Below are 26,590 nucleotides of genomic sequence, written 5' to 3'. Positions count from 1 at the left end.
GGTCGGACAGGCGCAGGCTCGCGGGTCGGACAGGCGCAGACTCGCGGATCGCGAAGCGACGGGCGAGCCCCGTCAGACACCCGCGGTCGAACCCGCAGGAGGCGTTCAGATCTCGACTACCATCCCGTCGGTCGCGCACTCGTGGTCGACCTCGTCGAGGCGGTCGAACATCGTGGTGCTCATGTGGGTCAGGATCGTCCGGTCGGCGTCGATCTCCGGCTCGTGTTCGAGGAACGTCGTGTACGTCATGTGGTACGGGATGTCGGCGTCGAAGGCGTACGCCTCGCAGACGAAGAGGTCGGCTCCGGCGGCGGCGTCGACGAGGTCGTCGACCCACGCCGTGTCGCCGGAGTAGGTGACCGTCGAACCGTCGACCTCGACGCGGAGGGCGTAGGAGGGGTCGCCGCTCGGGTGGTCGGCGAGATACGGGCGCACGTCGATCGGGCCGACGCTCGTCGTCGCTCCGGGCTCGATCTCCACGAACTCGATGTCGAAGGCCTGATCCACCTCGGAGAGGCCGGGGAAGAACACCTCCATCGCCTCCGTGACCCGCGACTCGGTCCCGGGCGGACCGACGATCGTGAGCGGCTCGGTCCGATCGGAGGCGAACTGCGCGTCGAGCACGAAGAAGGGAATCCCGGCGAAGTGGTCGCCGTGGAGGTGCGTGAGGAGGATCGTGCCGACCTCGTTGCGGTCCAGGTCGTAGCGGTTCATCTCGGATAGCGCCGACGCCCCGCAGTCGACGAGCAGGCGCGTCGAGCCCGTGTCGACGTGGATGCTGGTCTGAAGCCGGCCACCGGTGCCGAGCGGGTCGCCGGTGCCGAGGAATCTGACCGTCGTCTCGTCCATGCCGCCGGAAGACCGCCGGGGCGCAAATAACTGACTGTCCTCGTGGATCCGATCGCACGGCGGGGGCGACGTTCCGCGCCGCGGTCCCAATCTCCAAATAGGTCGCCCGCGAAGGACCGCGTATGCCATCGACTATCGTCCGGGTCGCCGTCGCGCTCCTCGTGGCGGTCGCGCTCGTCGGCGGTGCGGGGTCGGTCGCCGCGCAGTCTGGCGGTCAGTCGGCCGACCAGCCGGCGTGGGCCGACGACCTCTTCGGCGACCTAGAGCAGATGCAGTCGCAGTACAACAGCAACGTCGGCGAAGTCGACATGAGTTTCGCCGAGGAGCGGGTGTACGATCGGATCAGAGGTAACACCGTCAACGTCTACATCGTCGAGACGGACGTCGTGTTCTCCTTCCGGATGGCCGACGACGGGACCATCACCGAACTCGAACAGTCGAGAGACGACGACGCCGGCCTCAAAATGCTCATGACTCGCGAGACGGCGCAGTCGCTCGCGACGAGCGAGGATCCCGTGTCCGGGTTCGTCCAGAACGTCCGGAACGGCGAGCGGACCGACGGCACGGTCGAGGGGATCGTCATCACCGGTGAGGACGGAAAGGTGGTGAAACAGGTGACGTGGGGCGTCATAAACGCCGTCAAGGGATTCTTCTGACGCGGCGCGCGGGACGACACGGACCGTTTTATAACTACCCGGTGTAATCACTGGGTAATGACCGACGACGAGACGACCGACGGTCGGGGTTTCCCGAGCGACACCGGCAGCGACGAGGACGGCTCCGGCGACCGCGCCGGCGACACCGAGGCGGTCGGCGCGACCGACCGGCACACCAGACGCCGGGTCCTCGCGCTCGGCGGGGCGGCCGGAGCCGCCGCGCTCGCGGGCTGTAGCGCCGAACGGACGAACGACGACGAGGGGGCTGGCGACGGTGCGGGATCTGACGGGGAGGGCGGCGGCGCGGGTGGCGACACGAGCGAGGGGGACGACGGGGGAGACGACGAGACCCCGACGCTCACCGTCGCGACGTACACCAACTTCATCGACGCGCCGTCGGTGAGCCCGGGCGAGTGGCTCAAAGAGGAGTTCGAGAGCCGGTTCGACGCCACGCTGGAGTGGGCGACGCCGGACAACGAGATCAACTACTACGTCGAGCGCGCGCAGTCCGGCGTCGGGATCGACGCCGACGTCTACGTCGGCTTCAACACCGAGGACCTGGTGCGGGTCGACAGCGAGCTCGACGACGAGCTGTTCGCGGAGGCGGGCGATATCGACGGGGCCGAGGACGTCCGCGACGGGCTGTCGTTCGACCCGTTCGGCCGCGCCGTCCCCTTCGACACCGGGTACGTGAGCCTCGTGTACGACGGGACCGAGACGGAGGCCCCGGCGACCTTCGAGGGGCTCCTCGACCCCGAGCACGCGGGGGCGCTCATCGCGCAGAACCCGGGGTCGTCCGCGACGGGCCGCGCCTTCCTTCTACACACGGTCAATCGGTTCGGCGACGGGCCGGACGGGACCGTCGAGGGCGAGGACGGGGACCCGGACTACGACTACCTCGACTACTGGGCGGACCTCCAGGCCAACGACGTGCGGGTGCTCGGGTCGTGGGACGACGCCTACACCGCGTGGTCGAACGGCGAGGCTCCCATGGTCGTCTCCTACTCGACCGATCAGGTGTTCGCGGACATGGAGGGCGCGAACTTGGAAGAACACCAGATCCGATTCGTGAACGATCAGGCGTACGCCACTCCCGAGGGGATGGCCGTCTTCGCCGAGACCGATACGCCGGATCTCGCCCGCGAGTTCATGTCGTTCATGCTCGATCCCGAAGTCCAAGGCGAGATCGCCCAGCGGAACGTCGCGTTCCCGGCGACCGACACCGCGACGCTCCCGGACGACTACGCCGAACTGGCACAGGAGCCCGCGGATCCGGTGACGTTCACGTACGACGAGCTACGGGGCTCTGTCGGCGAGTGGATCGAAGCGTGGGAACGCCAGTTCGTCGGGAACTGATCGCGCCGTGAGCGACCGCGATCGTCGGAGCGACGGGAGCCGGTCCCTCCCCGACCGCCTCGAAGGGCGGCTGCTGACGCTGCTCGCGGTCGCGACGAGCGCCACGCTCGTCGTCGCCTTCTACTACCCCGTCGCCACCGTCCTGATCGAGGCGGTCCGCGTCGACGGCGGCGTCTCTCTCGGGGCGTTCGCGGAGATCCTCCGCGACCCGTTCTACTTCGGCGAGGCGGCGCGGCTGTTCGCCGGCGAGTCCCCGACGGCGGTCGCCCGCGACCTCGTCTCGCCGGACCGGCGGCTCGGGATCGTCGGGTTCACCGCGTATCAGGCCGCGCTGTCGACGGTCGCGAGCGTCGCGCTCGGCCTCCCGGCCGCGTACCTGCTGGCGCGCTTCGAGTTCCCCGGCCGGCGAACGATTCGGTCGCTTACCATCGTTCCGTTCGTGCTCCCGTCGATCATGGTCGCGGTCGGGTTCGTCGCCACTTTCGGGCGCAACGGGACGCTCAACGCGGTCCTCGGCGCGCTCGGGCTCCCGGCGGTGGACCTGTTGTTCACGCTCGAGGCGATCGTGATCGCCCACGCCTTCTACAACGCCCCGCTCGTCGCGCGGGTGACGACCGCGGCGTGGGAGTCGGTCGACGCCGGCGCGGTCGAGACGGCGCGGAGCCTCGGCGCGGGACCGGTGCGGGCCTTCGTCGACGTGGTCGCACCGCAGGTGTACCCGGCGGTGCTGACGGGCGCGGCGCTCACGTTCGTGTTCACGTTCGGCACGTTCCCCATCGTGCTCGCGCTCGGCGGGTTCCAGCTCGCGACCGTCGAGGTGTTCGTCTACCGGCTCGTTCGCGACCTGAGCTACGCCGAGGCGGCCGCGCTCGCGATCATCGAACTCGTCATCTCGCTCGGCGTGCTGCTCGCGTACCTCCGGTACGAGGCGCAAAGCGCGGTCCGGTCGCGCGGGGCGCGACCGCTCCCCCGCAAGCCGCTTTTGCCGTCGACGCCGACGGTCCGCGAGTGGGTGTCGCGCGTCGGACTCGCCGCCTACGTCGCCGTCGCCGCGGTCGTCTTCCTCGCGCCGATCGCGTCGATGATCCTCGCGAGCGTGACGGGCGGGGACGGGGCGCTCACGCTGGAGCACTACCGGTTCCTGGCCGCGAGACAGCGGACCGCGGCCGCGTTTCAGGTCAGACCGTGGCCCGCGATCCGGAACTCGCTCGGGTTCGCGGTCGGGGCGACGCTGCTCGCGCTGCCGATGGGCGTCGTGGTCGCCGTGTTGACGACCCGGCGCTACCGCGGCCGGAAGCTGGTCGACGCCGCCGCGATGGCCCCGCTCGCCGTCTCCGGGATCGTCGTCGGGCTCGGCCTGCTTCGCGGGCTCGTCTTCGGCGTGGAGGTCGCGGGGTGGCGGGTCACCGCGTCCGGGGCGGTCGCCATCGTCGTCGCCCACGCGGTGGCGGGGTACCCGTTCGTCGTCCGAACCGTCGCGCCCGGACTGGAGGCGCTCGACCGGTCGCTCGTCGAGTCGGCGCGGGCGCTCGGCGCGTCTCGGGCGCGGGCGCTTCGGGACGTGGAACTACCGCTCGTGTGGCCGGCCGTCGTCGCCGGCGCGGCGTTCGCGTTCGCCATCTCGATCGGGGAGTTCACGGCGACGGTCGTGCTCGCGACGGGGGCCGACGCGTACACGATGCCGATCGCCATCGAACGCTTCATCGGTCGGCGGCTCGGACCGGCGACCGCAATGGGCGTCGTCTTGCTCGTCGTCACCGGCTGTAGCTTCGTCGTGATCGAGCGGCTCGGGGGTGAGAGCCGTGGGCTCTGAGGAGTCGCACGCCCCGGTAGCCGTCGAACTCGACGGTGTCACCAAACGCTACGGCGACACCGCCGCGGTCGACGACGTGAGCCTCCGGGTGCGCGAGGGCGAGTTTTTCACCTTAGTCGGCCCCTCCGGCTGCGGGAAGACGACGACGCTCCGGCTGATCGCGGGGTTCGAAGCGCCCACGGAGGGTGCGATACGGTTCGGCGGCGACTCCGTCGCCGGCGTCCCGCCCGAGGCGCGCGACGTGGGCGTCGTCTTCCAGAACTACGCGCTGTTCCCCCACATGACCGTCGGCGAGAACGTCGGGTACGGGCTCAACTTCGCGGACCCGCCCGGGGGCGTCACGCGAGGAGAGCGCGTGGCTGAGCTTCTGGAGCTGGTCGATCTCCCCGACGCCGCCGACCGCGACCCCGAGAGCCTCTCCGGCGGGCAGAAACAGCGGGTGGCGATGGCGCGCGCGATCGCACCGGGACCCGACGTGTTGCTCTTGGACGAGCCGATGAGCGCGCTCGACGCGCGGCTCCGCGAGCGGCTCCGCGTGCAGGTCAAAGCGATCCAGTCCGAGCTGGGGATCACCACCGTCTACGTCACCCACGACCAGGAGGAGGCGCTTGCGATCTCCGACCGCGTCGCCGTGATGTCCGGGGGGACGCCGGAGCAGGTCGCGCCGCCCCGAACGGTGTACCGCGAGCCCGCGACGCGGTTCGTCGCCGAGTTCGTCGGCGACAACAACGTGTTTACCGGACGGGTCGTCGGCGCGTCCGGGACGGCGGACGCCGAGGGCGAGAGGGGCGGAGACGGCGCGGTCGACGGCGAAACCGGGGCACTCGACGACGGCGCACGCGACGGAAACGAGACCGCGATCGAGGTCGACGGCGAGCGGTTTCGGGTCGGACTCGGAGACCGCGACGCGCGGACGTCGCCCGGTCCCGGCGACCGGATCACGGTCTGCGTCCGACCCGAACACCTGCGGATCGGCGGCGGTCGGAATCGCATTACGGCGACCGTCGCGAACGCGGAGTTCCTCGGCGAGACGACGCGGATGACGCTCGACTGGGGCGGGCGCGAGATCGTGATCCGCGCACGCGACCCGCTCTCCGGCGAGGTCGCCGTGGGGTTCGACCCCGCGGACGCTCACGTGATCGGCGTCGAAAGCGAGTGATCACGGGAGCGGCAGCCGCGAGAGACGGGTCCGCGACGCGTCGCGAGCCCTTATACGCGTGTGCATCGTTATCACAGCCACCACGATGGACCTCCGCTGTGAGGGGTGCGCCGGCTGCTGTGTCGACTGGCGGCCGCTCGATCCGGTTGCCGCCGGCTCCGACCGGACGGGCTCGCGTCCCCCGCTCGACGACGCCTACGACCTGGTGCCGCTCACCCGCGACGAGGTCGCCCGCTTCGTCGAGGACGGCCTCGGCGACGTGCTCGTCCCTCGGCTGTTCGAGCCCGCGGAGGGCGACGACCGCGTCGCCGTCGGCGGGACCGACCTCGCGGCCGTCGATAGTCGGCCCGTCTTCGTCGTCGGACTCCGCAAGCCGCCGAAGCCCGTCGCGCCGATAGGCACCGACGAGCCGCGGTGGCTCGACACCTGCGCCTTCCTCGACCCGACGACTCTCCAGTGTCGGATCCACGGGACGGACCGGTACCCGCGGACCTGCGCGAGCTACCCCGCACACAACCTCGCGCTGGACGCCGAGACGGAGTGCGAGCGCGTCGAGGCCGCCGGCGGCGGCGAACGCCTGCTCGACGACGCGGCCCCGGACGACGTGCCGCCGCCGGCGTTCGGCCCGCAGGCGCTCGGATCGACCGTGTTCGCCCACCCCGATCCCGACGAACTCGACGGGGTCGTCGCCCGCCTCCGCGAGGGCGACGCGACCGCCGTCGATCGGTCCCGGTTCGTCGGCGTCGCCGTCGGGTCGCGGCCCGCGTCGCTGTCGGTGAATCGCGAGCGCGCCGCCGAGGCCGAAGCGCGCGCCTTAGAGGCCGACTCGTGGGTCGGACGGGCGGCCCGCGAGTGGCGCGAGCGCGCGGGCGACCGGGGTTCGCTCGCGGCGATGTCGGACCGAGAGCGGGACCGGCTGGTCAGCGAGCTGGAAGACGACGCCGGAGCACCGGGGACGCCGGGGTGGGAGTGAGCGCGTCGCTCGGAGTCACCCGAACGGTCCCGAGCGCCACACGCCCTGTCGGCGGTCGAGCCACGCGACGACCGCGACGTGGGGAAGTGTCAGCGCCGCGATGGCGACGAGCGACACCGCGAGCGCGTCGCCGGGTGCGACCGCACCGGCGGCCGGGGCCGGGCCCCGCGGCACTGCCAGCCCGACGGCTGCCACCACGAGGAACCCGCCGAGCGTGAGCGGTGCGGCGTCGCGCGCGAACCGGGAGAGCGCGCCGCGCAGGTCGCCGGCCTCGACCGCGCTCGCGGCCGTAGGATCCAACAGGACGAGCCGGCCGACGTGCCGGAGCGAGTGCCACAGCGCGAAGTAGACGCCGATCGCGAACACCGGCGCGGCGAGCAGGAACCACGCCCACAGGAGAGCGACCTCGGCCGCGTCGCGGAGCCAGCCGCGGCGGTCGGCCCCCGCGCGGACGCGGACGTAGCCCGCGCCGGTCGACGCGAGCGTCGCCCCGATCATGACCCCGGCGGTGGCGGTTCGCACGGCGGGGGAGAAAATCGGGTCGACGGCGGCCGACGCGGCCGACTCCGCGAGGAACAGCCCGACGGTCCACTCGGCGACGAGCCGGTACTCGTCCGGGTGCGCGAGCAGGGGGACGGCCATCGGCAGTCCGCCGCGAACGACCGCGGCGAGCCCCCGTTCGCCCGTCGTCGGGAGGTGGTCGACGCCCGCGAGCGCGAGCGTCGCGACGTCGCCCTGTCCCCAGTGGAGCCACGTGAGCGCGACGAACCCGACGAACGCGGCCGCGGGAGCGAGCGCGAATCCGACGACGACCGCGCCGCCGAGGACCGCGTAGACGCCGCCGACGGCCGCGAACGACCGGCGAGCCGAGACGCCCGCGGCGCGCAGCGGAACGAGGTGGTCGATAGCGCCGTGTGCCATCCCGACCACGAGCGTGCCGAGCGCGAACGCGGCGACGCCGACCTCGACCGGAAGGAAGGGGGTCACCGCCCCGACCGGGAGCAGCGCCGCGAGCGCGAGCGCGGGACGCCGAGCGAACCAGCGGTCGACGCGGGACCGGACGCGGGCCGTCATCCGTCGTCGACCGGCTCGGGCACCGGAGCGGGCGCCGGGTCCGCGGCCTCGACCGCGGGAGCGTCGTCGACGGCTCTCCGGCGGTCGCGCCAGTCGAGCGCCCACTCGAACAACACGATCCCGTTGACCGTCATCAGCCCGGCCGCGACGAAGAAGGCCATCTCCTCTATCGGGAGTCCGAAGAGGGCGACGCCGGTCGTGAACTCCGAGGAGATGCGCCACGTCCCCACCCCGATCGCGATCCGGTCCGCGACCCAGAAGTACGCCGCGGGCAGCAGCGTCGCCGGAACCCAGACGCGGGACGTGCGGGCGAGGTAGCCGCCGCCGACGCCCCACTGAAGCGCGACCACCGGCCCGACCCACGCGAGCAGGCCGCCGAGGTAGAGGAACCGGTTACCGACCGCGACGAGCCCGATCCCGACGGGAACGAGCGCGAGTCCGACCGCGACCCCGGCGGCGCGGGGGAGCCGAGCGAAGTCGCCGTCGCGGAACGCGGGATCGAAGCCGATCCGGTGGCACGCGAGCGCGACGGCGACCGTCTGGATCGCGAAGAAGAGGTACTCGCCGAGCGGGATCGACAGCGCTCGGACGAGCACCGCGCCGTCGGCGTACGACCACGCGCCGCGGCCGATCATGTGACTGATCCACGGCGTCGTGTACGCGTACGCGATGGTGACGAGCACCGCGATCCCGCCGGCGGCCCGGCGGCGACGAGCCCCGGTGTACCGTGGCGCGACGCGCCACAGGACCGCGAGCAGCGGGAGGCTGAAGACGAGGTGGAACTGGAGGTACGTCAGCGCCGGGGTCACCGCGCCACCTCGATCGGACCGACCATGCGTCGGAATTCGGACGGGACGCTGTTAAGCCCCCCGCCCAAATTATCTCCGGCGGATCTGGCGTCTCAGTCCGACGCGGAAAGCACGCCGCGCTCTTCGAGCACGTCCCCGAGTTCGACCATCGCCTCGACCACGGTGTCGCACGCTGGGCGGACCGCCTCCTTGGGGACGAAGCCGACCGCGAGGCCCGCGACTTCGAGCATCGGGAGGTCGTTCGCGCCGTCGCCGACCGCGACGGTCGCGTCCATCGGGTAGCCGAGGTCGTCGGCCAGCGCGGCGAGCGCGTCGTCTTTCGTCCCCTCGATGAGCGGTCCCTCTGCGTCGCCGGTGAGCCGCCCGCCGGACATCGGCAGCCGGTTCGCGACGATCGTATCGGCCTCGACGCCCGCCGCCGCCAGCGCGCGCTCGACCCCGCGCTCGAACCCGCCCGTGAGAACCGCGACGTGGTGGCCGTCGGCCTGCAGCCGCTCGATCAGCTCGCCCGCGCCGGGCCGGAGCGTCACCTCGCCGAAGGCGGCCTCGACCTCCTCGGCGTCGAGCCCGCCGAGAAGCTCCGCGCGCTGATACAGGCTCTCGGCGTAGCTCAGTTCGTCGTTCATCGCCCGCTCCGTGATCTCGGCGACCTCGCCGGCGACGCCCGCGCGCTCGGCCAGAAGGACCGTCATCTCGGAGTCGGAGAGCGTGCCGTCGAAGTCGAACGCGATGAGACTCATGACCGACCGTCGGCGGGGGAGACTTTTGTAACCGCGTGATCCGCGACGCGCCGATGGGATTTTCCGCGGCGGACGCGTTCGCTTCCGGTATGGACCGCGCAGACGTCGACGTCGACGATCTCCTGAAGGTGATCTTGGGGCTCGTGATCGTGTGGCTTCTCCTGGAGATCCTCGGGGTCGTGTTGGATCTGACGTTCGCGCTGTTGGACGCGCTCCCGATGCTCCTCGCCGTCGCAATCATCGTCCTCATCGCCTTACGGCTCACCGATCGGCTCTGAGGCGTGTTCAGCCTCAACGTCCCGGTTCCCCCTGCGATACCGCGGCTCGCGAGGGATCTCCACCCGAAACTCACGGGGTTCGATCGGGTCCGCGACCGCCACACGCTCGTCTGCAAGCGATTCGGGGTGAACGACGTGAGTGGAGACGGCGATGAGACCGACGCCCCGCCCCGCACGGTCGCGCTCGACCGGCTCCGCGAGCGGCTGCGGCGACCGCTCGCCCGAACCTCGCCGTTCGGCGTCGCCGCGACGGGGATCGGCGTCTTCGATTCGCCCGCCGCCGGCTCCGGCCCGGTGGTGTATCTCGCGATCGAGAGCGACGGACTCGTCCGACTCCACCGGCGGCTCTGTGCCGCCTTCGGCGCGGTCGAGGGGATCGAGGGCGACGACTACGTCCCGCACGTGACGCTGGCGCGCGGCGGGAACCCCGAGGCGGGCGTCGTCGCCGACCTCGTCGCGGGCGAGGTCGACCCCGTCCGGTGGCGGGTCCACGCGCTCGACGTGTGGGACCCCGCGGCCCGCGAGGTCGCCGCGACCGTCGAGGTGTGACCCGGCCCGCCGTCACCCGCCCCGCGACGGGAGGTCGATCCGGCGGTCGTCGAGCGGCGTCGCGTCGTCGACGACGCCGGCCAGTCCCAGCCGGTCGACGGTCGCCGCGGTCGGGAGGCCGGTCGGTCCCCACCCGCGGGCGGCGTAGTACCGGTCGAGCAGCCGGTCGAACGACTCGGGATCGATCCCGGCGGTGCCGTCGGCCGCCTCCGTCCGGAGCGGAGCGGGGAGCGCGTCGTCCGTCCGGTCGAACCCCTCGCGGGCGTTGAACAGGCGCGTCAGCGTCCATATCCGCTCGCCCGTCGCCGCGAGATTCTGCACCCGGTCCGGCGCGTCGCCGCCGCCCGCCGCGGGACAAGCGCCGGCGACCGCCGGGTGGTCGAGCGCCGCGAGCCACTCCGCACCGAGGTCGGTCCAAGCCGCCTCGCCGACGAAGTCGTCGACGACGAGGCTCCACAGCACCGATCGAGCGTTCTGCTCGCCGATCACGGGCCGAACCCGGTCGTGCGGCCCGCGCCCGTCGGCGGCGAACGGCTCGCGGTCCTGGGGCCGCGAGCGTCTGTGGCACGCGCCGCGGTCGCTCGTCGCGTACGCGAGCGCGACGCCGACCGCCGCTCGAGGGTCGAACCCGGGCAGCGCCATCGACTTCACCGTCGGCGTGAGCGCCTCGCCGCCGAACCGCGCCGCCGCGGCGTCGACCCCGTCTGCGAGCGCGTCGGCGAGCCCCGGCGTCGTGTCGAGGTCGGCAGGGTCCGAGCGGGCCGCGATCGCCTCCAGTAGCCGTCGAACGCCGCGCGCGTCGCCGAACTCGACCGGGCAATCGACGACGCCGGCGTCGTCGGCTCGGATCGCCCACGCGGCCGCGTTGCCCGCGTCGATCACGTCGAGGCCGAGCCGGTCGCAGACGCCGCAGAGCTCGGCGACGCGGTCGAAGTCGTCGATGCCGAGACCGGCACCGAGCGAGATCGGCGCCGCGCCGCGGGGAACGACCTCGCCGTCCGGCGTGTCGATCCGGAAGCCGCCCGGGACGCGGTCGCTCTCTCGCTCGCGGCCGGTCGCGCGCTCTGCCGCCGCCTCGACGCCGATGTCGTCGGTGCCCGCGAAGCCGGTCGCCGTCCATCCCTCCGCCGCGAGGAGGCCGACCTCGTTCGCGTAATCGACCGTCTCTATCGTCTCCCCGGCCGCCTGCCACTCGCCGGTCCCCTCCCGAGCGTAGGCCGCGGCGTCTCGGTCGCGGAGGGCGGCGAGGGCGTCCGGAACGGCGGGAGGCGGGTCGCGGGCGACGACCGCCTTCAGCCGCTTCGACCCCATCACCGCGCCCGCGCCGCCGCGACCGGCGTGGTGGTCGCCGCCGTCGCTGGCTATCGTCGCGTACGCCGCCTCGCGCTCGCCCGCCGGGCCGACGCAGGCGACCGCCGCGTCCGGGAAGGCGGCGGCCGTCTCGGCCGTGTCCGCGCCCCACGCCTCGGCGTCCGCGACCCGGGCGCGGCCGCCGGCCAGTTCGATCCGGACCGGGCGGTCGGCCGCGCCGGTCACGAGGAGCCCGAGGCAGTCGTCGAGCGAGCCCGCGAGCCGAGCGGCGAACGCGCCGCCGCCGTACGAGTCGAGGAAGCCGCCGGTGAGCGGAGACTTCGTCACCGCGGCGTATCGCGTCTCGCCGGGCAGGTACCCGGAGAGGGGCCCTCCGAGGAACGCGAGCAGGTTCTCCGGTCCAGTCGGGTCGGTCCCGGGCGACAGCTCCTCGTAGAGGTATCGCGCGCCGAGGCCCTTCCCGCCCACGTAGTCGCGCCGCCACTCCCGCGGGACGCACTCGCGGGCGGTCTCGCCGGTCGAGAGATCGACCCGGAGGACGTGCGTGCGAGTGCGACTCATCCAAGCGGTCTGCGCGGCGGAGACGTATCAATCTGTTCGCCGTCGACGCGTCGTCCGCGGCGAAGAGCGACCCGACCGTCAGAGTGAGGCGCGGGGGAGCCGAAGGCGTCTTCATGAGCGACGCCGACGCCACGGAGTTGACGACCGCGCTCGACGCCCGCGACGCCACGGTCTGCGTCGTCGGCGCGGGCGGCAAGAAGTCGACGCTGTTCGCGCTCGCCGACCGACTCGACCGCCCGGTGGTGACCGCCAGCGTCCGGATCCCGATCTTCGACGACCGGGTCGCGACCGTCCGAGTGACGGACGATCCGCTCGCCGCGATCGACGCGGCGGGCGCGGACGACTGGCCGCTCGGACTGGTCCCCGACCGCGACCGCGCGGACCGCTATCTGGGGTACGACGCGGAGACCGTCTCCGACGTCGCCGACGCTGCACCCGGCGCGACCCTCGTCAAGGCCGACGGGGCGCGCCTCCGCGAGTTCAAAGCGCCCGGCGACAGGGAACCGCAGGTCCCGGCGACCGCGGACGTGATCGTCCCGATCGCGAGCGCGCACGTCGTCGGCGAACCGCTCGCCGACAAGTCGGTTCACCGGCCGGAGCGCGTCGCCGCGATCACGGGACGCGCGCTCGGCGAGCCGGTCCGTCCCGCGGACGTCGCGGCCGTGCTCGCGAGCCCCGACGGCGGGCTGAAGCGCGTCTCCGACGGCGCGACGGCGATTCCGATGATAAACAAGGTGGACGACGGGGCGGACGCGGCCGCGGCCCGCGAGATCGCCGAGGAGGTCCTCGACCGCGCCGACGTCCCACGGGTCCTTCTCACTCGACTCGTCGAGGCGGGCGACGCCGCGGACGACCCGGTCGTCGAGGTGGTCGAGTAGGTGACTCGGGCGGCAACCTCACGCGTCTTCGGGAGCCGTAGAGTCGTCGGACAGCACCGAGAACGACCGCCAGAGCGCCCGATACAGCGTCCACGCGTCGACCCCGGTGCGCTCCATCACCGACCGGCAGGCGGCGTCGAACCGCCGGTAGTCCGCGACCGACGGCGGGTCCGGGTAGGGCCCGTCGAGCTCGCCGGCGGCGGCGAGCACGCGCCACGTCCGGCGGTCGACCGCGACGAACCGTTCGGGCGCGAGGAACTGGAGGAATCCGGACGCGACCGCGACGTCGACCCCGTCGAGCGCCGCGAGCGCCGAGAGGGCGGCGTCGACGTCGCGGTCGCCCGAGAGGGCGGCAATGCTCTCGTCCGCCGTCTCGTCCCCGCCCAGCGCGTCCCCGTCCGTCGCCCGTATCGCTTCGATCGCGGCGTCGAGCGCGTCGACCACGTCGCCGAAGTCGTTGTCACGGAACGCTTCCTCCCGCTCGCGTCGGTCGCCGTCCGGATAGTCGCCGAGGTACCGTCGGAAGTACCACCGGACTATCCACTGTGCGTCGCGTCGGCCGTACTCGTCGCCGGCGAACGTCCTCGCCACCGTCTCGACGTGCTGACGCTCCACGTCGTACAGCGGCTCTGAGTCCGCGTACTCGCCGGCACGGTCGCGAACGGCGGGCTCGCTCAGCTCCATCGGCAGCCAGTACGGCAGTTTCGCCTATGAACGTTCGTCTCGGTCGCGCCCCGGACCGTCGTGATCGATCGTTTGATACCTCCGTGGTCACTGCTAGCACATATGACAGACGACCGGATCCCGGTGACCGTCCTCAGCGGCTATCTCGGTGCGGGCAAGACGACGCTCGTCAACCACCTGCTGTCGAACCCCGGCGACCGTCGGATCGCCGTCATCCTGAACGACATGGGCGAGGTGAACGTCGACGCCGACCTGATCGCCCGCGAGAACGACGAGGAGGGGGTCGTCGACCTCTCGAACGGCTGCATCTGCTGTCGGCTGCAGGACGACCTCCTCTCGGAGGCGGCGGCGCTCGCCGAGTCGCGGGAGTTCGATTACCTCCTCGTGGAGTCCTCGGGCATCTCGGAGCCGGTACCGATCGCGCGGGCGTTCACCGAGGGGACCGAGGACAGCGACGTCGACCCCCGAGAGCGGTTCCGACTGGACACGATGGTCACCGTCCTCGACGCCTACGGCTTCTGGAAGGAGTTCGACGCGGGCGAGGCGCTGCCGGGCGGCGCGCAGCCGGAGACGGACCGCCCGCTCGCGGACGTGCTCGTCGAGGGGATCGAGTTCTGCGACGTGCTCCTCGTGAACAAGACCGACATGGTGCCCGACGACGTGCTCGACCGGATCGAGTCGGTCGCAGAGCGATTGGGTCCCAGAGCCGAACGGATCCGGACCACCTACTCCGCGGTCGACCCCGACGACGTGCTCGACACCGGACGGTTCGACTTCGAGACGGCGAAGCGGTCGGCCGGCTGGAAGCGCGCGATCGCAGAGGAGGAGTCGGGAGGCGATCACGCGCACCACGATCACCACCACGACCACGTTGAGGGCGCGGCCGCCGCACACGGGGTCGGCTCGTTCGTCTACCGCTCTTCGGACCCGCTCGACCCCGAGGCGCTCGCGGCGTGGCTCGACGACTGGGACGGGTCGATCGTCCGGGCGAAGGGCGTGGTCCGCGTCGCGGGCACCGACGAGGTCGTCGGCGTGAGTCAGGCGGGGCCGTCGGTGCAGGCGGGACCGATAGGCGAGTGGGGACCGGACGACGACCGCCGGACGCGGCTCGTGTTCATCGGCGAAGACCTCGACGAGGCGGGGATTCGCGAGGAACTGAACGGACTGGTGGCCGAAGAGGGGGAGCCGACCGCGGACCCCGGCGCGGTGTTCCCGATTTAGATACCCAATTCGCTCCGCAGGTCGTCCCACTCGTCGTGAAACCCGTGGGTCGACTCCGTCTCCGTCTCTATCGCCGACTGGTAGGTCTCGTCGTACTTCAACAGCTCCCCCCACCCGTCGTGGAAGGCCCAGTTACAGTACTGACACATGCCCGGACCCACGCGCCCCGGTGACATACCCGTTTCGGCGAAAGGGGACGGCGCGAGTTCGCACGCGGGGCGCGAGGCCGGCGAGCGAAGAGGGTGCGACGCATCTGAGTGCGCCCGCGCGACACCGTCGACAGCCTGAACCGTGGTGAGTGCGTACGTACCACAGACACGGGAGCCCCCGCGTCGACGGACCAACCCATGCCAACGTACAGACGCGGCGGACACGTTCGGGACGACGACGACGGCGTCGAACGAGAGTGTGAGCTGTGCGACTGGCACTGCGTGGCCGACTCGTACCCGGCGCTCGTCCGGGAGTACCAGACCCACCTCCGGACGGACCACCCGAAGGCGTGGCTCCGGGCGTGAGACGGGTCGCGGACGAGCAAAAAAAGCGAACTTGTCGGGTGGTGTCGGCGTCGAGTTTGCTCAGGGCTCCAACAGGACCTTCGTGACGCCCTCCTCGCGGGCGTCGAACGCCTCGTACATCTCGGGGGCCTCTTCGAGGTCCACCCGGTGAGAGACGACCCAGGACGGGTCCGCGCGGCCCTCGATGATCATGTCGCGCAGGTACCGGTTGTACTCCTTCACGTTACACTGGCCGGTCCCGCACTTGAGTCCCTTCTCGAAGAACTTCCCGAAGTCGATGCCGAGCCGCCCCTGCGCGGCCATGTCGTCCGGCGCGCCGGGGTCCTCGGGGACGTACAGTCCCGGAACGCCGAGCTGGCCCGTCGGTCGGACGACCCGGATCAGGTTGTTGAGCACGACCGCCGGATTCTCCTTGGCCGGCTGGTAGGAGTAGTCCTCCGTGTCCTCGTCGACGTCGTCGGGGTCGGTCGCCTGGTAGCCGACCGCGTCGACGCCCTTGTCGACCATCCCGCCGTGTTTCTCGATGATCTGGTCGACCGGGTCGCCCTCGGAGAAGTCGATCGCGTGGGCGTCACAGTGCTCCTCGGCCAGTTCCAGTCGGCTCGGGACCTGGTCTACGACGTAGATCTCGGCCGCGCCCTTGATCTTCGCGCTGTAGGCGGCCATCAGCCCGACCGGGCCCGCGCCGAAGATCGCGACGGACTCGCCGGGCTGGAGGTCGGCCAGTTCGGTGCCGTGCCAGCCCGTCGGGAAGATGTCCGCGAGAAGCGAGAACGCGTCCTCGTGTTCGCGCCCCTCCGGCAGCTTCAGCGCGTTGTGGTCGGCGTACGGGACGCGCAGTTTCTCGGCCTGTCCGCCCGGGTACGGTCCCATGGCGACGTAGCCGTACGCGCCGCCGGCGAAGCCGGGGTTGACGTTGGTACAGAACCCGGTGAACCCCTCCTCGCAGTTCTGACAGAATCCGCAGGAGACGTTGAACGGCATCACGACGCGGTCGCCCTCCTCCAGCGTCGAGACCGCCTCGCCGACCTCGCTCACGATCCCCATGTTCTCGTGACCGAAGACGATCCCCTCTTCGGCCGCGGTCCGGCCCTCGTACATGTGGAGGTCGGAGCCACAGATACAAGAGGTGGTGATGTCGACGACCACGTCGTTCGGGTGTTCGATCTCCGGTTCCTCTACCTCTTCTACGTCTACGTCGTACGGCCCCTGATACACTACTGCTTTCATACTGGTTCCGAATGTACCATGTTAGCAAATAGTAGTAAATGTTTTTCCGTTATGTATATGGTTAATAATATAATATTGAAATGTAATAACATGACTCATGAAGCACGACACCGTGTGTCGCGTGCCGAACGCGACTACCGGTCGTGGCGTGTGGAGACACGCTGAGACCGCCGCACTATCCAGTTGACGCGGGCCATCGACACACTCATTGAGCAGGACGATAGATCATGTTACATGAGCGCACACAGGGAGGGTGAGGCAGATGGCTAGCGGACCGGACGACGGGGTAAAGACGATCTGTCCGTACTGCGGCGTCGGCTGCGGGATTCAGGTGCTCGAAGGCGACGAGCCGGGCGAGATGCGGTTCATGCCGTGGGGCGACGCCCCGGTCAACGAGGGGAGCGTCTGCATCAAGGGCGGCGCGGCGACGCAGGTCGTCGACCACGAGGACCGTCTCACGGAGCCGCTGATCAAAGAAGACGGCGAGTTCCGAGAGGCGACGTGGGACGAGGCGCTCGGACGGGTCGTCGACGAGATGGAGGGGATTCGCGAGGAGCACGGTCCCGACGGGATGGGCTTTTTCGGCTCCTCGAAGACGTTCAACGAGGAGAACTACCTCATCCAGAAGCTGGCGCGGCGGTACGGCACCAATCAGGTCGACAACTGTACCCGGATGTGTCACGCCTCGACCGTCTGGGCGCTGCGGACCAGCCTCGGGATGGGCGCGATGACGAACAGCATGGCCGACCTCGAAGAGGCGGCCGACGTGTTGTGGATCCAGGGCGCGAACCCCGGCGAGCAGCACCCGATAGCCAACAGCCAGTACTTCCGGCAGGCCGTCTTGGAGGGTGCGACGGTCATCCAGGTCGACCCGCACGCGAACAAGACGACGCGGTCGTTCGAGATCGGCGAGACCGACCGCCACATGCACCTGCAGTTGAACCCCGGGAGCGACATCCCGCTGTTGAACGTCGTCCTCAAGACGATACTGGAGCGCCACGAGGAAGAGCCGGACGCGGGCTGGATCGACGAGGAGTTCGTCGCGGAGCGCACCGAGGGGTTCGAGCACCTCAAGGAGACGCTCGCCGACTTCGACAAGGAGGCGGCCGCCGAGGAGGCGGGCGTCCCGCTCGAAGACATCGAACTCGCCGCCGAGAAGTACGCGATGGCGAACAACGCCGCCATCTTCACCGGGATGGGGATGAGCCAGCACACCTGCGGCGTCGACAACGTCCAAAACGAGATCAACCTCGCGCTCATCACGGGCAATCTCGGCCGGCCCGGCACCGGCGTCAACCCGCTCCGCGGACAGAACAACGTGCAGGGGACCTGTGACGTGGGCGCGATGCCGAACGTCCTCCCCGGCTACCAGCTCGTCGACGACGACGAGGCCCGCGAGTCGGTCGAGGAGGTGTGGGGCTTCGAGGTCCCCGACGAGCCCGGGCTCACGAACGTCGAGATCTCCCACGCGATCGGGGACACCGTCCACGGCCTCTACGTCATGGGCGAGAACCCGATCATGAGCGAGCCCGACGGCAACCGGACCGAGCGTCGGTTCCGCGAGGAGCTCGACTTCATGGTGGTCCAAGACATCTTCATGACCGAGACCGCCGAGCTCGCGGACGTCGTCCTCCCGGCGACGACGTGGGCCGAGCGCGACGGGACCGTCACCAACACCGACCGCCGCGTCCAGCGCATGCGCGGTGTCCACAAGGTCCACGAGAACACGCGGCACGACCTCGACATCCTCTGTGAGGTCGGGACGCGGCTCTTCGGAGGCGACGAGTTCGACTTCGACGGGCCGGAGGCGGTGTTCGAGGAGCTCCGAGAGGTGTGTCCGATCATGCACGGGATGACCTACGACGCGCTCGGCGAGACGGGGATCCACTGGCCCTGCTACGAGGAGGGCGACGAGGGCGACTCGTACCTCTATGAAGACGAATTCGAGACGGACGACGGCCTCGGCCGCATCGAGGGGGTCGTCCATCAAGAGCCGAAGGAGACGCCCGACGAGGAGTACCCGCTCGTGTTGACCACCGCCCGGCTCGAAGAGCACTACAACACCGGAACGATGAGCCGACGTTCGCCGACGCTCTCGCGACAGCACCCGGAGAACTTCGTCGACGTCCACCCGAACGACGCCGAGCGATACGGTATCGACGACGGCGACTACGTGACGCTCAGATCGCGACGCGGAGAGATCCGCGTCCGCGCCGACGTCACCGAGGACATCAAGGAGGGGGTCGTCTGGACGACGCCGCACTTCGCGGCCGCCTCCGCGAACCGCCTCACCAACGACGTGCTCGACGAGCGCGCGAAGATTCCGGAGTACAAGGCCGCTGCCGCCGAGATCGACGTCTCCATCGAGTCGGCGGGCGACGAGGCGGCGTCCGCGGACGACTGACCGAGTCGGCGGGCGACGAGGCGGCGTCCGGTCACCGTCCGTCTTCTCACCGGTCGTCGAGCGCGCGCTCGACGACCGCCGCGGCGTCGGCGAGGTCCTCGCGGGTGTTGACGTTGGTGAACGTGCGCGGCGTCGTCCGAGCGCGGATCGCCGCGTCGTCGACGACCGCTCGGTCAAGTTCGTCGAGCGCCGCCAGTACCTTCCGGTCGCCGCGGGCGAGCGCGCGGTCACAGGCGGCCGCCATCGGGGCCGTCCGGTAGACCGCCTGTGTGGTCTGGAGCCACCGATCGTCGAGCCGGGGCACCGCGGCGTCGTGGCCCGCGGCGTCCTCGACGAGCGTCGCGACGAACGCGGGGTCGACGAACGGCATGTCGCAGGCGACGACGACGGCGTAGGTGCCCGGAGCCGTCCGGCAGGCGTTCCGGATCCCCGCGGTCGGACCGAGCTCGGGCTCCTCGTCTATCGCCCAGCGGACGGGAAGTGAGACCCCGTCCAGCGCGGCCGCGATCGCCTCCCGCTGATCGTCCCGACAGTTGACGACGAGGTCGTCGACGACCGGGTCGCCGCCGGCGGCGCGAGCCGCGCCCGGGGGGATCGGCTCGCTCGCGCCCGCGAGCCGGTCGGCCACGCGACGGATCAGCGGGACGCCCGCGAGTTCCGCGACCGCCTTGTCGGCGTCGCCGAACCGGGTCGAGCGGCCGCCCGCGAGAATGGCTCCGCTGGTCACGAAAGGGCCGTCGGCGGCGACGGTCTTCGGCGTTGCGGTCGACGCGGGCGACGCGGGCGAGAGCGCCGGCGGCGGGTCGCCGGCTACTCCGCGTCTGCGACGTTCGGGTCGTCGACGGCGTGGTGCGGGCCGACCGGTCCGTGAGTCGGACAGACGCCCGCGAACGGAGTCGCGTTGAGACAGCAGGCGCGCTGCTCGGCGGCGATCGCCCCCCGGCGGAGCGGCTCGCCGCAGCGGCGGCAGTAGGGCCCGCTCACCGCTCGCGGATCCGCATCGGAACCGGGTGGTCGGGGTGCATCGTCAGCGACCCGCGGAGCGACAGATCGGGGCCCTCGTAGTCGAGCTCGTACGTGGAGCACACTTCGGCGAGGATCAGCTTGGCCTCCAGAAGCGAGAACGACTTGCCGATGCAGTGACGCGGCCCGCCGCCGAACGGGAAGTACGCGAACCGGGGGCGCTCGCTCCGGCGCTCGGGGGACCACCGGCCGGGGTCGAACGTCTCGGGGTCGTCGTACCACCGCGGCGACCGGTGGATCACCCACTGCGGGAGCATGAGCGCCGATCCTTCCGGGATCCGGTATCCCCCCAGTTTCACGTCGAGCTTCGGCTCGCGGAACAGGGTGTAGACGGGAGGATACAGGCGCATGGCCTCGTTGAGCACGCGGTCCGTGTACGTCATCTCGCGGGCGTCGGCCGCGGTCGGGGGGGTGCCACCGGCGGCCGCGTCGTCCGCTGCGCGACCCCCACCGGCGGCCGCGTCGTCCGCTGCGCGACCCCCACCGGTCGCGGCCTCCGCCTCCGTTTCGACCCGCTCGCGGGCGTCGGGGTGGTTCGAGAGGAGATAGAAGGTGTACGTGAGCGTGAGCGCGGTCGTGTCGTGGCCGGCGAGCAGCATGGTGACCAGTTCGTCGCGGAGGTTCTCGTCCGTCTGCTCGCCGCGGTCGCGAGCGCGGAGCAGGACGGAGAGGAGGTCCATGGGCAGGTCGCCGTCGGAATCGCCCGCCGGACCGGGAACCGCGACGCCCTCGGGGCCGGCCGGATCGGCGGCGGGGTCGCGCTCGGTCCCGAGACGGCGCTCGACGATGCCGTCGATCACCGATTCGAGGGTGTCGACGGCCGCGTCGAACTCGCGGTTCTCGCGGGTCGGCACCCAGTTCGGGATGAGGAACCGCCGCGGATCGGGCTCGAACCGGGCACCGAGCGGCTCAAGCTCCTCTTGGACCGTTTTGACCTCCTCGTCGCTAATGTCGGCTCCGAACATCGCAGAGACGATGATCCGTACCGTGAGCCGGGCCAACTCCAGTTGCACGTCGACGGTCTCGCCGGGAGTCCAGTCGGCGATGTGATCCCGCGTGTGCTCGACCATCGTCCCCGACAGCGCGGCGATCCGGCTGTTGTGGAACGCCGGGTTCGCGAGGTCGCGCTGGCGACGCCACGTGTCGCCCTCGCTCATGAGGAGCCCCTGTCCGAGCAGTCGGTCCATCGCCCCGTCGCCGAACTGCGGCTTGCGGTACCGCTCCGCGTCGGCGACGAGGACGCGCTCGACATCGGCGGGGTTCGCGAGCAGATACGTCTCGCGGGGGCCCAGATCGAACCGGATCACGTCGCCGTAGCTGTCGGCGCAGGCGCGCATGAATCCGAAGGGGTCGTCGGCGTACTGCCGGCCGTTGCCGAAGAGGGGGTCGCCGATGGGTCCGGGCGGCGTAACGGACATACGAGTTCTGGGGGCTCGTCGGGGTTAAACGTTCGGCGGCGGCGGAATCACGGGAACCCCGAAACGTAACGTCTCGCCCCTCAGACGGAGGAGGACTCCGTGCCGAGTTGCGGGCGATCGGGGTCTTGCGGTGATGGCGATGCCCCGTCTGCGGACGCGATAGCGGTTTTTAAATAGACGGTGTTTGCACATGAGTGTCATGCGAATCGAAAGCATCGAAGCGATCCCGCTTCGCCGCGAGCTGGACGAGCGAATCGCGATCGCACAGAAGTGGATCTCCAGCCGTCAGTACTGTCTCATCAAAGTCGAAACCGAGGAGGGGATCACCGGCTGGGGAGAGTGTTGGGGACCGGTCGCCGGCAACCGCGAGATAATCGAGGAGTACGTCACGCCGTGGATCGAGGGCAGAGACGTTCGGAATGTCGAGCAGATCCACGACGACCTCGTGTTCAAACTGACCGCCTCGTATCACTCTTACACGCCGGCGAGCGTCGTGAGCGGGGTCGACATCGCGCTCTGGGACGCGTACGGGAAGTCGCTGGGAGTTCCCGTTTCCGAACTGCTCGGCGGGCGACGCCGCGATCGCGTCCGCGCGTACGCGACGGGACACTTCTGGACCGATACCGACGATTTCGAGACGCTGAAAGGTCGCATCGTCGACGAGGCGAAGGGACACGTCGACGCGGGGTTCGACGCGCTCAAGAACAAGATCGGATTCCAGCGCCATCCCGACTTCCCGTGGGGATGGAAGGAGGACGTCGAACTCGTCCGTGCCATCCGAGAGGCCGTCGGTGACGACATCCGCCTGATGACCGATGCGAACCACGCGTACGACGTCGCGACGGCCCGACGAGTGGGAGAACGGCTCGCTGACCTCGGCGTCTACTGGTTCGAAGAACCCGTTCGCCCCCACGCGGTCGACAACTACGAGTCTCTCAACGGCGAGCTCGACGTCCCGCTGGCGGGCGGCGAGTGCTGGGCGTTCGAACACGAGTTCGCCCGCGTACTAGACGCGAAGGGCGTCGGGATAACCCAGCCGGACGTGACGAGTGCGGGCGGACTGACCTCGACCCGGCGGGTCGCCACGCTTTCGGACGCGTACAACGTCCAGTGCGTTCCGCACGTCTTCGGGAGCGCTATCGCGCTCGGCGCGAGTCTGCAAGTGCTCGCGACGGTTCCCGGGGAACCGATGCTCGAGTTCGACCGCACGCCGAACCCGATTCGGGAAGACCTCGCGGTCGACCCGATAACGAACGACGGGAACTCGGTTGCGATACCGGACTCGCCGGGGATCGGCGTCGAGATAGATCCGGACGTGCTCGATTCGTTCCGGATGGACTGACTGGTTCGGGCGGGAAGCCGGAGCGGACGGTCTCGCGACGCCGCCGCGATTCGACGGCCGCGATCAGTTCGCGTCGAGCCGCTCGACGCGCGTGATGAGTTCGTCGACGGCGGCCTCCTGTTCGTCGGTCGCGGCCACGATGCGGTCGGTCGCCTCCTCGGTGCGGTCGGAGCGCTCGCGGACCGCCTCGAGCGACGAGGTGAGCTCCTCGACCGTGGCGGCCTGATCGTCGGTGGTACGGGCGACCTCCGCGACGCCCGCGGCGGCCTCGTCGACGGCGTCGGCTATCTCTTCGAGCGCGTCGAGGACCGTCTCGATCTCCTCGCCGGCGTCGTCGATCCGCTCGTGCGAGCGCTCGACCGCGGTGCTCGTCTCCTCCGACTGCGCCTGTAACTGATCGAGACTCTGGGTTATGTCCTCGGTGTAACCGCGGGTCTCGTCGGCGAGCTTTTTCACCTCCTCTGCGACGACCGCGAAACCGTTGCCGTCCTCGCCGGCGCGCGCGGCCTCGATGTTGGCGTTCAACGCGAGCAGGTTCGTCTGCTCGGCCACGTCCGATATCACCTCGATCACCTCCTCGATGTCGTCCATCCGCTCGGAGAGCGCGCCGACGCTCTCGACCAGCTCGTCACCGATCTCCACGACGTCTTCGGTCGCCGCGCGAGCGTCCTCGCTGGCGTCGAGCCCCTCGTCCGCCGCCTCGCTGGCCGCGACGGCCGCGGAGTCGACCTGGTCCGCGGTCGCGGCGACCTCCTCCATCCCCGCCGAGAAGGACTGCATCTCCGAGACGCTCTCTTCTAACAGCTCGTTCTGTTCGTCGACGTTCTCCGCGATCTCGTCTGCCGCCGCGCTCGCCTCCTCGACGGTCGCGTCGATCTCGCGCGCCTGCTCGTGGACGCCGTTCGAGAGGTCTTCGAGGTTCGCGGCCATGCCGTTGACGACGTCGACGACGCGGAGCAGCTCGTCGTCGAGCCGGTCGAACTCCGCTTTTCGCTCCGCGCGAGCGTCGAGGTTCCCGTCGCCGATCGTCTCCGCAGTCTGGCGGATCTCGGTGACCAGCCGGCTCGTCGCCTCGCGGTCTTTCACGTCGTCGGTCCGGTCGATGACGACCTCGGTGACGCCGACGACCTCGTCGTCGTCGCCGTACAGCACGGTGGCCGTGAACTCGATGTGTTTCTCGTCGCCGTGGCGGTCGACCATCGTGCTGGTGTCGCGGTAGCGGTTGCGGGCGGAGTCGCAGCGCTCGACGCCGTACACCTCGTCGGCGTTCTCCGGGGCGTCGAGTACCTTGTCGGCGAGGGTGTCGGCCCGACGGCCGTCGGGATAGAACAGTTCGGAGACGTGACTGTGACCGATCGCGTCCTCGCGCTCGGACCCGGTAAGCGAGACGATCGCCTCGTTCCACTCGGCGACGTTGCCCTGACAGTCCAAGATGAAGGTCGGCACGCTCGTCGCGTTGAACACCTGCTCGAAGCCGGCCCCCGCGAGCGTTCCCGCGCGGTTGACGCCGTCTTCCTCCCGCACCTCGTGAGAACCAGTTTCGTCCCCGCCGACGTCGGCGGCCGGTCGGTCGGCGTCCGCGGGGGCCGATCGGTCGGCGTCGTCCACGACGATACCGCCGTCCGGGACCGACCGCGAGTCCCGGTCGTATCCGAGCGCCCGCCGGAGCAGCCCTCGAAGTCTCCTCATATCTGTGTGGGGGTCGCCAGACGACCTATATAAACGGTCGTCTCCGAGACTCACGGCTGATAACTAGCGGGCGCGGGGCGAGCGGGTGCGCCGCGGGCGCGGTCGGCGCGAGGCGATGCGAGGAGGAGCGCGGTCGACACTCGCCGCGGCCCCGCAGCGTTCAAGCGCGTTCGACGACTATCCGCGTGCGAGAGATGGACGCCGACGCCGTCCGCGAACGGGCCGGGGCGCTCCCGACCGAGCCCGGGGTGTATCAGTTCCGGCGCGGCGACACCACCCTGTACGTCGGGAAGGCCGTCGACCTCCGGGACCGGGTCCGGTCGTACACCGACCCGCGCTCGGGGCGGATCCGCGGGATGGTAGAGCGGGCGGACGAGATCGAGTTCGCCGTCACGGACACCGAGACGCAGGCGCTGCTCTTGGAGGCGAACCTCATCAAGCGCCTCAGCCCGCGGTACAACGTCCGGCTGAAAGACGACAAGTCGTACCCGCTCGTCGCCTTCTCCGAGCACTCCGTCCCGCGGATCGAGGTGACCCGGGACCCGGAGGAGGGCGCGGTCGCGTACGGGCCGTTCACCGACAAGGGGCGCGTCGAGACGGTCGTGAAGGCGGTTCGGGACGTGTACGGGCTCCGCGGCTGTTCGGACCACAAGTACGCGAACCGCGACCGCCCCTGCCTCGACTACGAGATGGGGATCTGTTCTGCCCCCTGCACCGGCGAGATCGACCCCGCGAGCTACGCCGAGGACGTCGCCGCCGCAAAGCGCTTTTTCGAGGGGGAAACGGGCGCGCTCGCGGACCCCCTGCGGCGGCGGATGGAGGCCGCCGCGGAGAGCGCCGAGTTCGAGCGCGCCGCGAACCTTCGAGACCGCCTAGAGGCGGTAGAGGCGTTCCACGGCGAGGGCGGCGAGGCCGTGAGCGACCGCGGGGACGACCGGACCGTCGACGTGCTCGCGGCCGTCGTCGAGGGCGACACGGCCCGGGTGGCCCGGCTCCACAGCGAGCGGGGACAGCTCGTCGATCGGAGCCGACACCGGCTCGACGCGGCGGTCGGCGGTGACGACGGCGATGGGAGAGCCGACGGCGAGAGAGTCGACGACGGCGACGGGGGGGACGACGGCGATACGAAGATCGGAGACGCCGACGCCAACACCCCCGCGACGGTGCTGTCGGCGTTTCTCACGCAGTATTACGCCGAGCGCGAGTTCCCGGACGCGATCTACTCGGCCGAGCGCCCGTCGGACCCCGACGTGGTCGACTGGTTGGAGGCGGAGGGCGTCTCCGTGCGGGTTCCGGGCGCGGGTCGGGAGGCGAAGCTCGTCGAACTCGCGCTCAAGAACGCCCGCAAGCGCGGCGGCCGCGACGACCCCGTGGGAGCGCTCGGCGACCGGCTGGGCGTCGAGCGACCGGCTCGGATCGAGGGGTTCGACGTGAGCCACGCGCAGGGGACCGCCGTGGTCGGCTCCGACGTCTGTTTCGTCGACGGGAGCGCCGAGACGGCCGACTACCGCCGCAAGAAGCTCACCGAGCGCAACGACGACTACGCGAACATGCGCGAGCTGGTCCGCTGGCGCGCCGAGCGCGCACTCGACGGCGCGGACGACCGGCCCGACCCCGACTGCCTCCTGATCGACGGCGGCGAGGGACAGCTGGGCGCGGCGCGCGACGCGCTCGCGGAGACGGGATGGGACGTGCCGGTCGTCGCCCTAGCGAAGTCCGAGGAGCTGGTCGTGACGCCGGCTGGGACCGAGCGATGGCCAGAGGACGCGCCCGAACTCCACCTCCTCCAGCGCGTGCGCGACGAGGCGCACCGCTTCGCCGTCCAGTACCACCAAACCGTCCGCGACGAGGTGAAGACCGTCCTCGACGACGTGCCCGGCGTCGGCCCCGAGACGCGCCGCCGGCTCCTGCGGCGGTTCGGCTCCGTCGAGAGCGTCCGCGAGGCTTCCCGCGAGGACCTCACCGACGTCGACGGCGTCGGCGACGCGACCGCGGAGACGCTCCGGACGAAGCTGTAATTAGATGTAATTAGACTTTTCACGGCGGCGTGTCATCGCC

25 protein-coding genes are annotated in these 26,590 nt (G+C 70.5%); 13 read left to right on the top strand and 12 right to left on the bottom strand.

All coding sequences use genetic code 11. The features are described 5' to 3' along the window. Positions 1-105: 105 nt before the first annotated feature. Entirely contained in the window at positions 106-849 is a 744-nt protein-coding gene (locus NO930_RS01020) for an MBL fold metallo-hydrolase (RefSeq protein WP_137783622.1), read from the bottom strand. Between the two features lie 122 nt (positions 850-971). On the opposite strand from NO930_RS01020, the gene NO930_RS01015 reads away from it, so the two are divergent. The 5 genes from NO930_RS01015 to NO930_RS00995 all read left to right on the top strand — a co-directional run bounded on the left by NO930_RS01015 (position 972) and on the right by NO930_RS00995 (position 6,806). Further along, positions 972-1,505 (top strand): hypothetical protein, encoded by a 534-nt coding sequence (locus NO930_RS01015; protein ID WP_137783623.1) that lies wholly within the window; start codon positions 972-974, stop codon positions 1,503-1,505. 57 nt (positions 1,506-1,562) lie between these two features. Further along, positions 1,563-2,861: a thiamine ABC transporter substrate-binding protein gene (locus NO930_RS01010; RefSeq protein WP_256402202.1), complete on the top strand. Its 1,299-nt coding sequence runs from the start codon at positions 1,563-1,565 to the stop codon at positions 2,859-2,861. A gap of 7 nt (positions 2,862-2,868) precedes the next feature. Next, positions 2,869-4,674 carry an ABC transporter permease gene (locus tag NO930_RS01005; RefSeq protein WP_256402201.1) on the top strand — a complete coding sequence of 602 codons (1,806 nt, stop codon included), beginning with the start codon at positions 2,869-2,871 and terminating at the stop codon, positions 4,672-4,674. Next, positions 4,664-5,833: an ABC transporter ATP-binding protein gene (locus tag NO930_RS01000; protein WP_256402200.1), complete on the top strand. Its 1,170-nt coding sequence runs from the start codon at positions 4,664-4,666 to the stop codon at positions 5,831-5,833. Before NO930_RS01005 ends, NO930_RS01000 begins: the two co-directional genes overlap by 11 nt. 85 nt (positions 5,834-5,918) lie before the next feature. Further along, the gene (locus tag NO930_RS00995; RefSeq protein ID WP_256402199.1) at positions 5,919-6,806 is read left to right on the top strand and encodes a YkgJ family cysteine cluster protein; all 888 of its coding nucleotides are present in this window, start codon (positions 5,919-5,921) and stop codon (positions 6,804-6,806) included. Between the two features lie 15 nt (positions 6,807-6,821). On the opposite strand, the gene NO930_RS00990 is transcribed toward NO930_RS00995, so the two are convergent. The 3 genes from NO930_RS00990 to serB form a co-directional block, all read right to left on the bottom strand. Further along, positions 6,822-7,880, bottom strand: coding sequence for a Brp/Blh family beta-carotene 15,15'-dioxygenase (locus NO930_RS00990; protein ID WP_256402198.1), 1,059 nt, complete (start codon positions 7,878-7,880; stop codon positions 6,822-6,824). After that, positions 7,877-8,689, bottom strand: a complete 813-nt coding sequence (locus tag NO930_RS00985) for a lycopene cyclase domain-containing protein (protein ID WP_256402197.1) — start codon at positions 8,687-8,689, stop codon at positions 7,877-7,879. The genes NO930_RS00990 and NO930_RS00985 overlap by 4 nt, the downstream gene beginning before the upstream one ends. Before the next feature lie 92 nt (positions 8,690-8,781). Further along, positions 8,782-9,429, bottom strand: coding sequence for a phosphoserine phosphatase SerB (gene serB, locus NO930_RS00980; RefSeq protein WP_137784128.1), 648 nt, complete (start codon positions 9,427-9,429; stop codon positions 8,782-8,784). 89 nt (positions 9,430-9,518) lie between these two features. On the opposite strand from serB, the gene NO930_RS00975 reads away from it, so the two are divergent. Together NO930_RS00975 and NO930_RS00970 are read left to right on the top strand one after the other, a co-directional pair. Then, positions 9,519-9,707, top strand: a complete 189-nt coding sequence (locus NO930_RS00975) for a DUF7554 family protein (RefSeq protein WP_137784129.1) — start codon at positions 9,519-9,521, stop codon at positions 9,705-9,707. Between the two features lie 3 nt (positions 9,708-9,710). After that, the gene (locus tag NO930_RS00970; protein WP_256402196.1) at positions 9,711-10,256 is read left to right on the top strand and encodes a 2'-5' RNA ligase family protein; all 546 of its coding nucleotides are present in this window, start codon (positions 9,711-9,713) and stop codon (positions 10,254-10,256) included. Between the two features lie 12 nt (positions 10,257-10,268). Here NO930_RS00970 and NO930_RS00965 read toward each other — a convergent pair whose 3' ends face one another. After that, positions 10,269-12,128, bottom strand: a complete 1,860-nt coding sequence (locus tag NO930_RS00965) for an aldehyde ferredoxin oxidoreductase family protein (RefSeq protein WP_256402195.1) — start codon at positions 12,126-12,128, stop codon at positions 10,269-10,271. A gap of 113 nt (positions 12,129-12,241) precedes the next feature. On the opposite strand from NO930_RS00965, the gene yqeC reads away from it, so the two are divergent. Then, positions 12,242-13,006 carry a selenium cofactor biosynthesis protein YqeC gene (gene yqeC, locus NO930_RS00960; protein WP_256402194.1) on the top strand — a complete coding sequence of 255 codons (765 nt, stop codon included), beginning with the start codon at positions 12,242-12,244 and terminating at the stop codon, positions 13,004-13,006. A gap of 18 nt (positions 13,007-13,024) precedes the next feature. Here the strand turns inward: yqeC and NO930_RS00955 are convergent, their stop codons facing one another. Next, a complete protein-coding gene (locus NO930_RS00955) occupies positions 13,025-13,690 on the bottom strand; it encodes a hypothetical protein (RefSeq protein WP_256402193.1) in 666 nt (221 codons plus the stop codon). Between the two features lie 102 nt (positions 13,691-13,792). On the opposite strand from NO930_RS00955, the gene NO930_RS00950 reads away from it, so the two are divergent. Beyond that, on the top strand, positions 13,793-14,911 hold the full coding sequence (locus tag NO930_RS00950; RefSeq protein WP_256402192.1) for a CobW family GTP-binding protein: 1,119 nt from the start codon (positions 13,793-13,795) through the stop codon (positions 14,909-14,911). On the opposite strand, the gene NO930_RS00945 is transcribed toward NO930_RS00950, so the two are convergent. Then, a complete protein-coding gene (locus tag NO930_RS00945; protein WP_196219634.1) occupies positions 14,908-15,060 on the bottom strand; it encodes a hypothetical protein in 153 nt (50 codons plus the stop codon). The genes NO930_RS00950 and NO930_RS00945 overlap by 4 nt on opposite strands. Before the next feature lie 198 nt (positions 15,061-15,258). Between NO930_RS00945 and NO930_RS00940 the strand changes: the two genes are divergently transcribed. Then, a complete protein-coding gene (locus NO930_RS00940) occupies positions 15,259-15,426 on the top strand; it encodes a hypothetical protein (protein WP_199242187.1) in 168 nt (55 codons plus the stop codon). 60 nt (positions 15,427-15,486) lie between these two features. Here NO930_RS00940 and NO930_RS00935 read toward each other — a convergent pair whose 3' ends face one another. Continuing rightward, positions 15,487-16,656: a glutathione-independent formaldehyde dehydrogenase gene (locus NO930_RS00935; protein ID WP_137783156.1), complete on the bottom strand. Its 1,170-nt coding sequence runs from the start codon at positions 16,654-16,656 to the stop codon at positions 15,487-15,489. 262 nt (positions 16,657-16,918) lie between these two features. Here NO930_RS00935 and fdhF point away from each other — a divergent pair, with 262 nt between their 5' ends. Continuing rightward, a complete protein-coding gene (fdhF, locus tag NO930_RS00930; RefSeq protein WP_256402191.1) occupies positions 16,919-19,060 on the top strand; it encodes a formate dehydrogenase subunit alpha in 2,142 nt (713 codons plus the stop codon). A 46-nt stretch (positions 19,061-19,106) separates the two neighbouring features. On the opposite strand, the gene NO930_RS00925 is transcribed toward fdhF, so the two are convergent. From NO930_RS00925 to NO930_RS00915, 3 genes are all read right to left on the bottom strand, one after another. Beyond that, a complete protein-coding gene (locus NO930_RS00925; RefSeq protein WP_137783154.1) occupies positions 19,107-19,787 on the bottom strand; it encodes a molybdenum cofactor guanylyltransferase in 681 nt (226 codons plus the stop codon). An 83-nt stretch (positions 19,788-19,870) separates the two neighbouring features. After that, complete coding sequence (locus NO930_RS00920; protein ID WP_256402190.1) at positions 19,871-20,044, bottom strand: hypothetical protein; 174 nt, start codon at positions 20,042-20,044, stop codon at positions 19,871-19,873. Further along, positions 20,041-21,501, bottom strand: a complete 1,461-nt coding sequence (locus NO930_RS00915; RefSeq protein WP_256402189.1) for a cytochrome P450 — start codon at positions 21,499-21,501, stop codon at positions 20,041-20,043. Before NO930_RS00915 ends, NO930_RS00920 begins: the two co-directional genes overlap by 4 nt. Positions 21,502-21,700: 199 nt before the next feature. Between NO930_RS00915 and NO930_RS00910 the strand changes: the two genes are divergently transcribed. Further along, a complete protein-coding gene (locus NO930_RS00910; RefSeq protein ID WP_158298387.1) occupies positions 21,701-22,843 on the top strand; it encodes a mandelate racemase/muconate lactonizing enzyme family protein in 1,143 nt (380 codons plus the stop codon). A gap of 63 nt (positions 22,844-22,906) precedes the next feature. Here the strand turns inward: NO930_RS00910 and NO930_RS00905 are convergent, their stop codons facing one another. Then, the gene (locus tag NO930_RS00905; protein WP_256402188.1) at positions 22,907-24,532 is read right to left on the bottom strand and encodes a methyl-accepting chemotaxis protein; all 1,626 of its coding nucleotides are present in this window, start codon (positions 24,530-24,532) and stop codon (positions 22,907-22,909) included. A 194-nt stretch (positions 24,533-24,726) separates the two neighbouring features. Here NO930_RS00905 and NO930_RS00900 point away from each other — a divergent pair, with 194 nt between their 5' ends. Further along, a complete protein-coding gene (locus NO930_RS00900) occupies positions 24,727-26,550 on the top strand; it encodes an excinuclease ABC subunit C (protein WP_256402187.1) in 1,824 nt (607 codons plus the stop codon). Positions 26,551-26,590 lie beyond the last annotated feature (40 nt).

This window comes from Halorubrum salinum (genome assembly GCF_024494575.1).
Taxonomy (GTDB): domain Archaea; phylum Halobacteriota; class Halobacteria; order Halobacteriales; family Haloferacaceae; genus Halorubrum; species Halorubrum salinum.
This window is presented reverse-complemented; position numbering and strand designations above follow the sequence as displayed.

Excerpts from the sequence above, each read along its gene's own strand:
- NO930_RS00935 (WP_137783156.1), bottom strand. The coding sequence starts at position 16,656 with ATGAAAGCAGTAGTGTATCAGGGGCCGTACGACGTAGACGTAGAAGAG.
- NO930_RS00965 (WP_256402195.1), bottom strand. The coding sequence starts at position 12,128 with ATGAGTCGCACTCGCACGCACGTCCTCCGGGTCGATCTCTCGACCGGC.
- NO930_RS00945 (WP_196219634.1), bottom strand. The coding sequence starts at position 15,060 with ATGTGTCAGTACTGTAACTGGGCCTTCCACGACGGGTGGGGGGAGCTG.
- NO930_RS01020 (WP_137783622.1), bottom strand. The coding sequence starts at position 849 with ATGGACGAGACGACGGTCAGATTCCTCGGCACCGGCGACCCGCTCGGC.
- NO930_RS00975 (WP_137784129.1), top strand. The coding sequence starts at position 9,519 with ATGGACCGCGCAGACGTCGACGTCGACGATCTCCTGAAGGTGATCTTG.
- fdhF (WP_256402191.1), top strand. The coding sequence starts at position 16,919 with ATGGCTAGCGGACCGGACGACGGGGTAAAGACGATCTGTCCGTACTGC.
- NO930_RS00950 (WP_256402192.1), top strand. The coding sequence starts at position 13,793 with ATGACAGACGACCGGATCCCGGTGACCGTCCTCAGCGGCTATCTCGGT.
- NO930_RS00990 (WP_256402198.1), bottom strand. The coding sequence starts at position 7,880 with ATGACGGCCCGCGTCCGGTCCCGCGTCGACCGCTGGTTCGCTCGGCGT.
- NO930_RS00915 (WP_256402189.1), bottom strand. The coding sequence starts at position 21,501 with ATGTCCGTTACGCCGCCCGGACCCATCGGCGACCCCCTCTTCGGCAAC.
- NO930_RS00910 (WP_158298387.1), top strand. The coding sequence starts at position 21,701 with ATGCGAATCGAAAGCATCGAAGCGATCCCGCTTCGCCGCGAGCTGGAC.
- NO930_RS00940 (WP_199242187.1), top strand. The coding sequence starts at position 15,259 with ATGCCAACGTACAGACGCGGCGGACACGTTCGGGACGACGACGACGGC.
- NO930_RS01015 (WP_137783623.1), top strand. The coding sequence starts at position 972 with ATGCCATCGACTATCGTCCGGGTCGCCGTCGCGCTCCTCGTGGCGGTC.
- NO930_RS00900 (WP_256402187.1), top strand. The coding sequence starts at position 24,727 with ATGGACGCCGACGCCGTCCGCGAACGGGCCGGGGCGCTCCCGACCGAG.
- yqeC (WP_256402194.1), top strand. The coding sequence starts at position 12,242 with ATGAGCGACGCCGACGCCACGGAGTTGACGACCGCGCTCGACGCCCGC.
- serB (WP_137784128.1), bottom strand. The coding sequence starts at position 9,429 with ATGAGTCTCATCGCGTTCGACTTCGACGGCACGCTCTCCGACTCCGAG.
- NO930_RS01010 (WP_256402202.1), top strand. The coding sequence starts at position 1,563 with ATGACCGACGACGAGACGACCGACGGTCGGGGTTTCCCGAGCGACACC.
- NO930_RS00995 (WP_256402199.1), top strand. The coding sequence starts at position 5,919 with ATGGACCTCCGCTGTGAGGGGTGCGCCGGCTGCTGTGTCGACTGGCGG.
- NO930_RS00955 (WP_256402193.1), bottom strand. The coding sequence starts at position 13,690 with ATGGAGCTGAGCGAGCCCGCCGTTCGCGACCGTGCCGGCGAGTACGCG.
- NO930_RS00905 (WP_256402188.1), bottom strand. The coding sequence starts at position 24,532 with ATGAGGAGACTTCGAGGGCTGCTCCGGCGGGCGCTCGGATACGACCGG.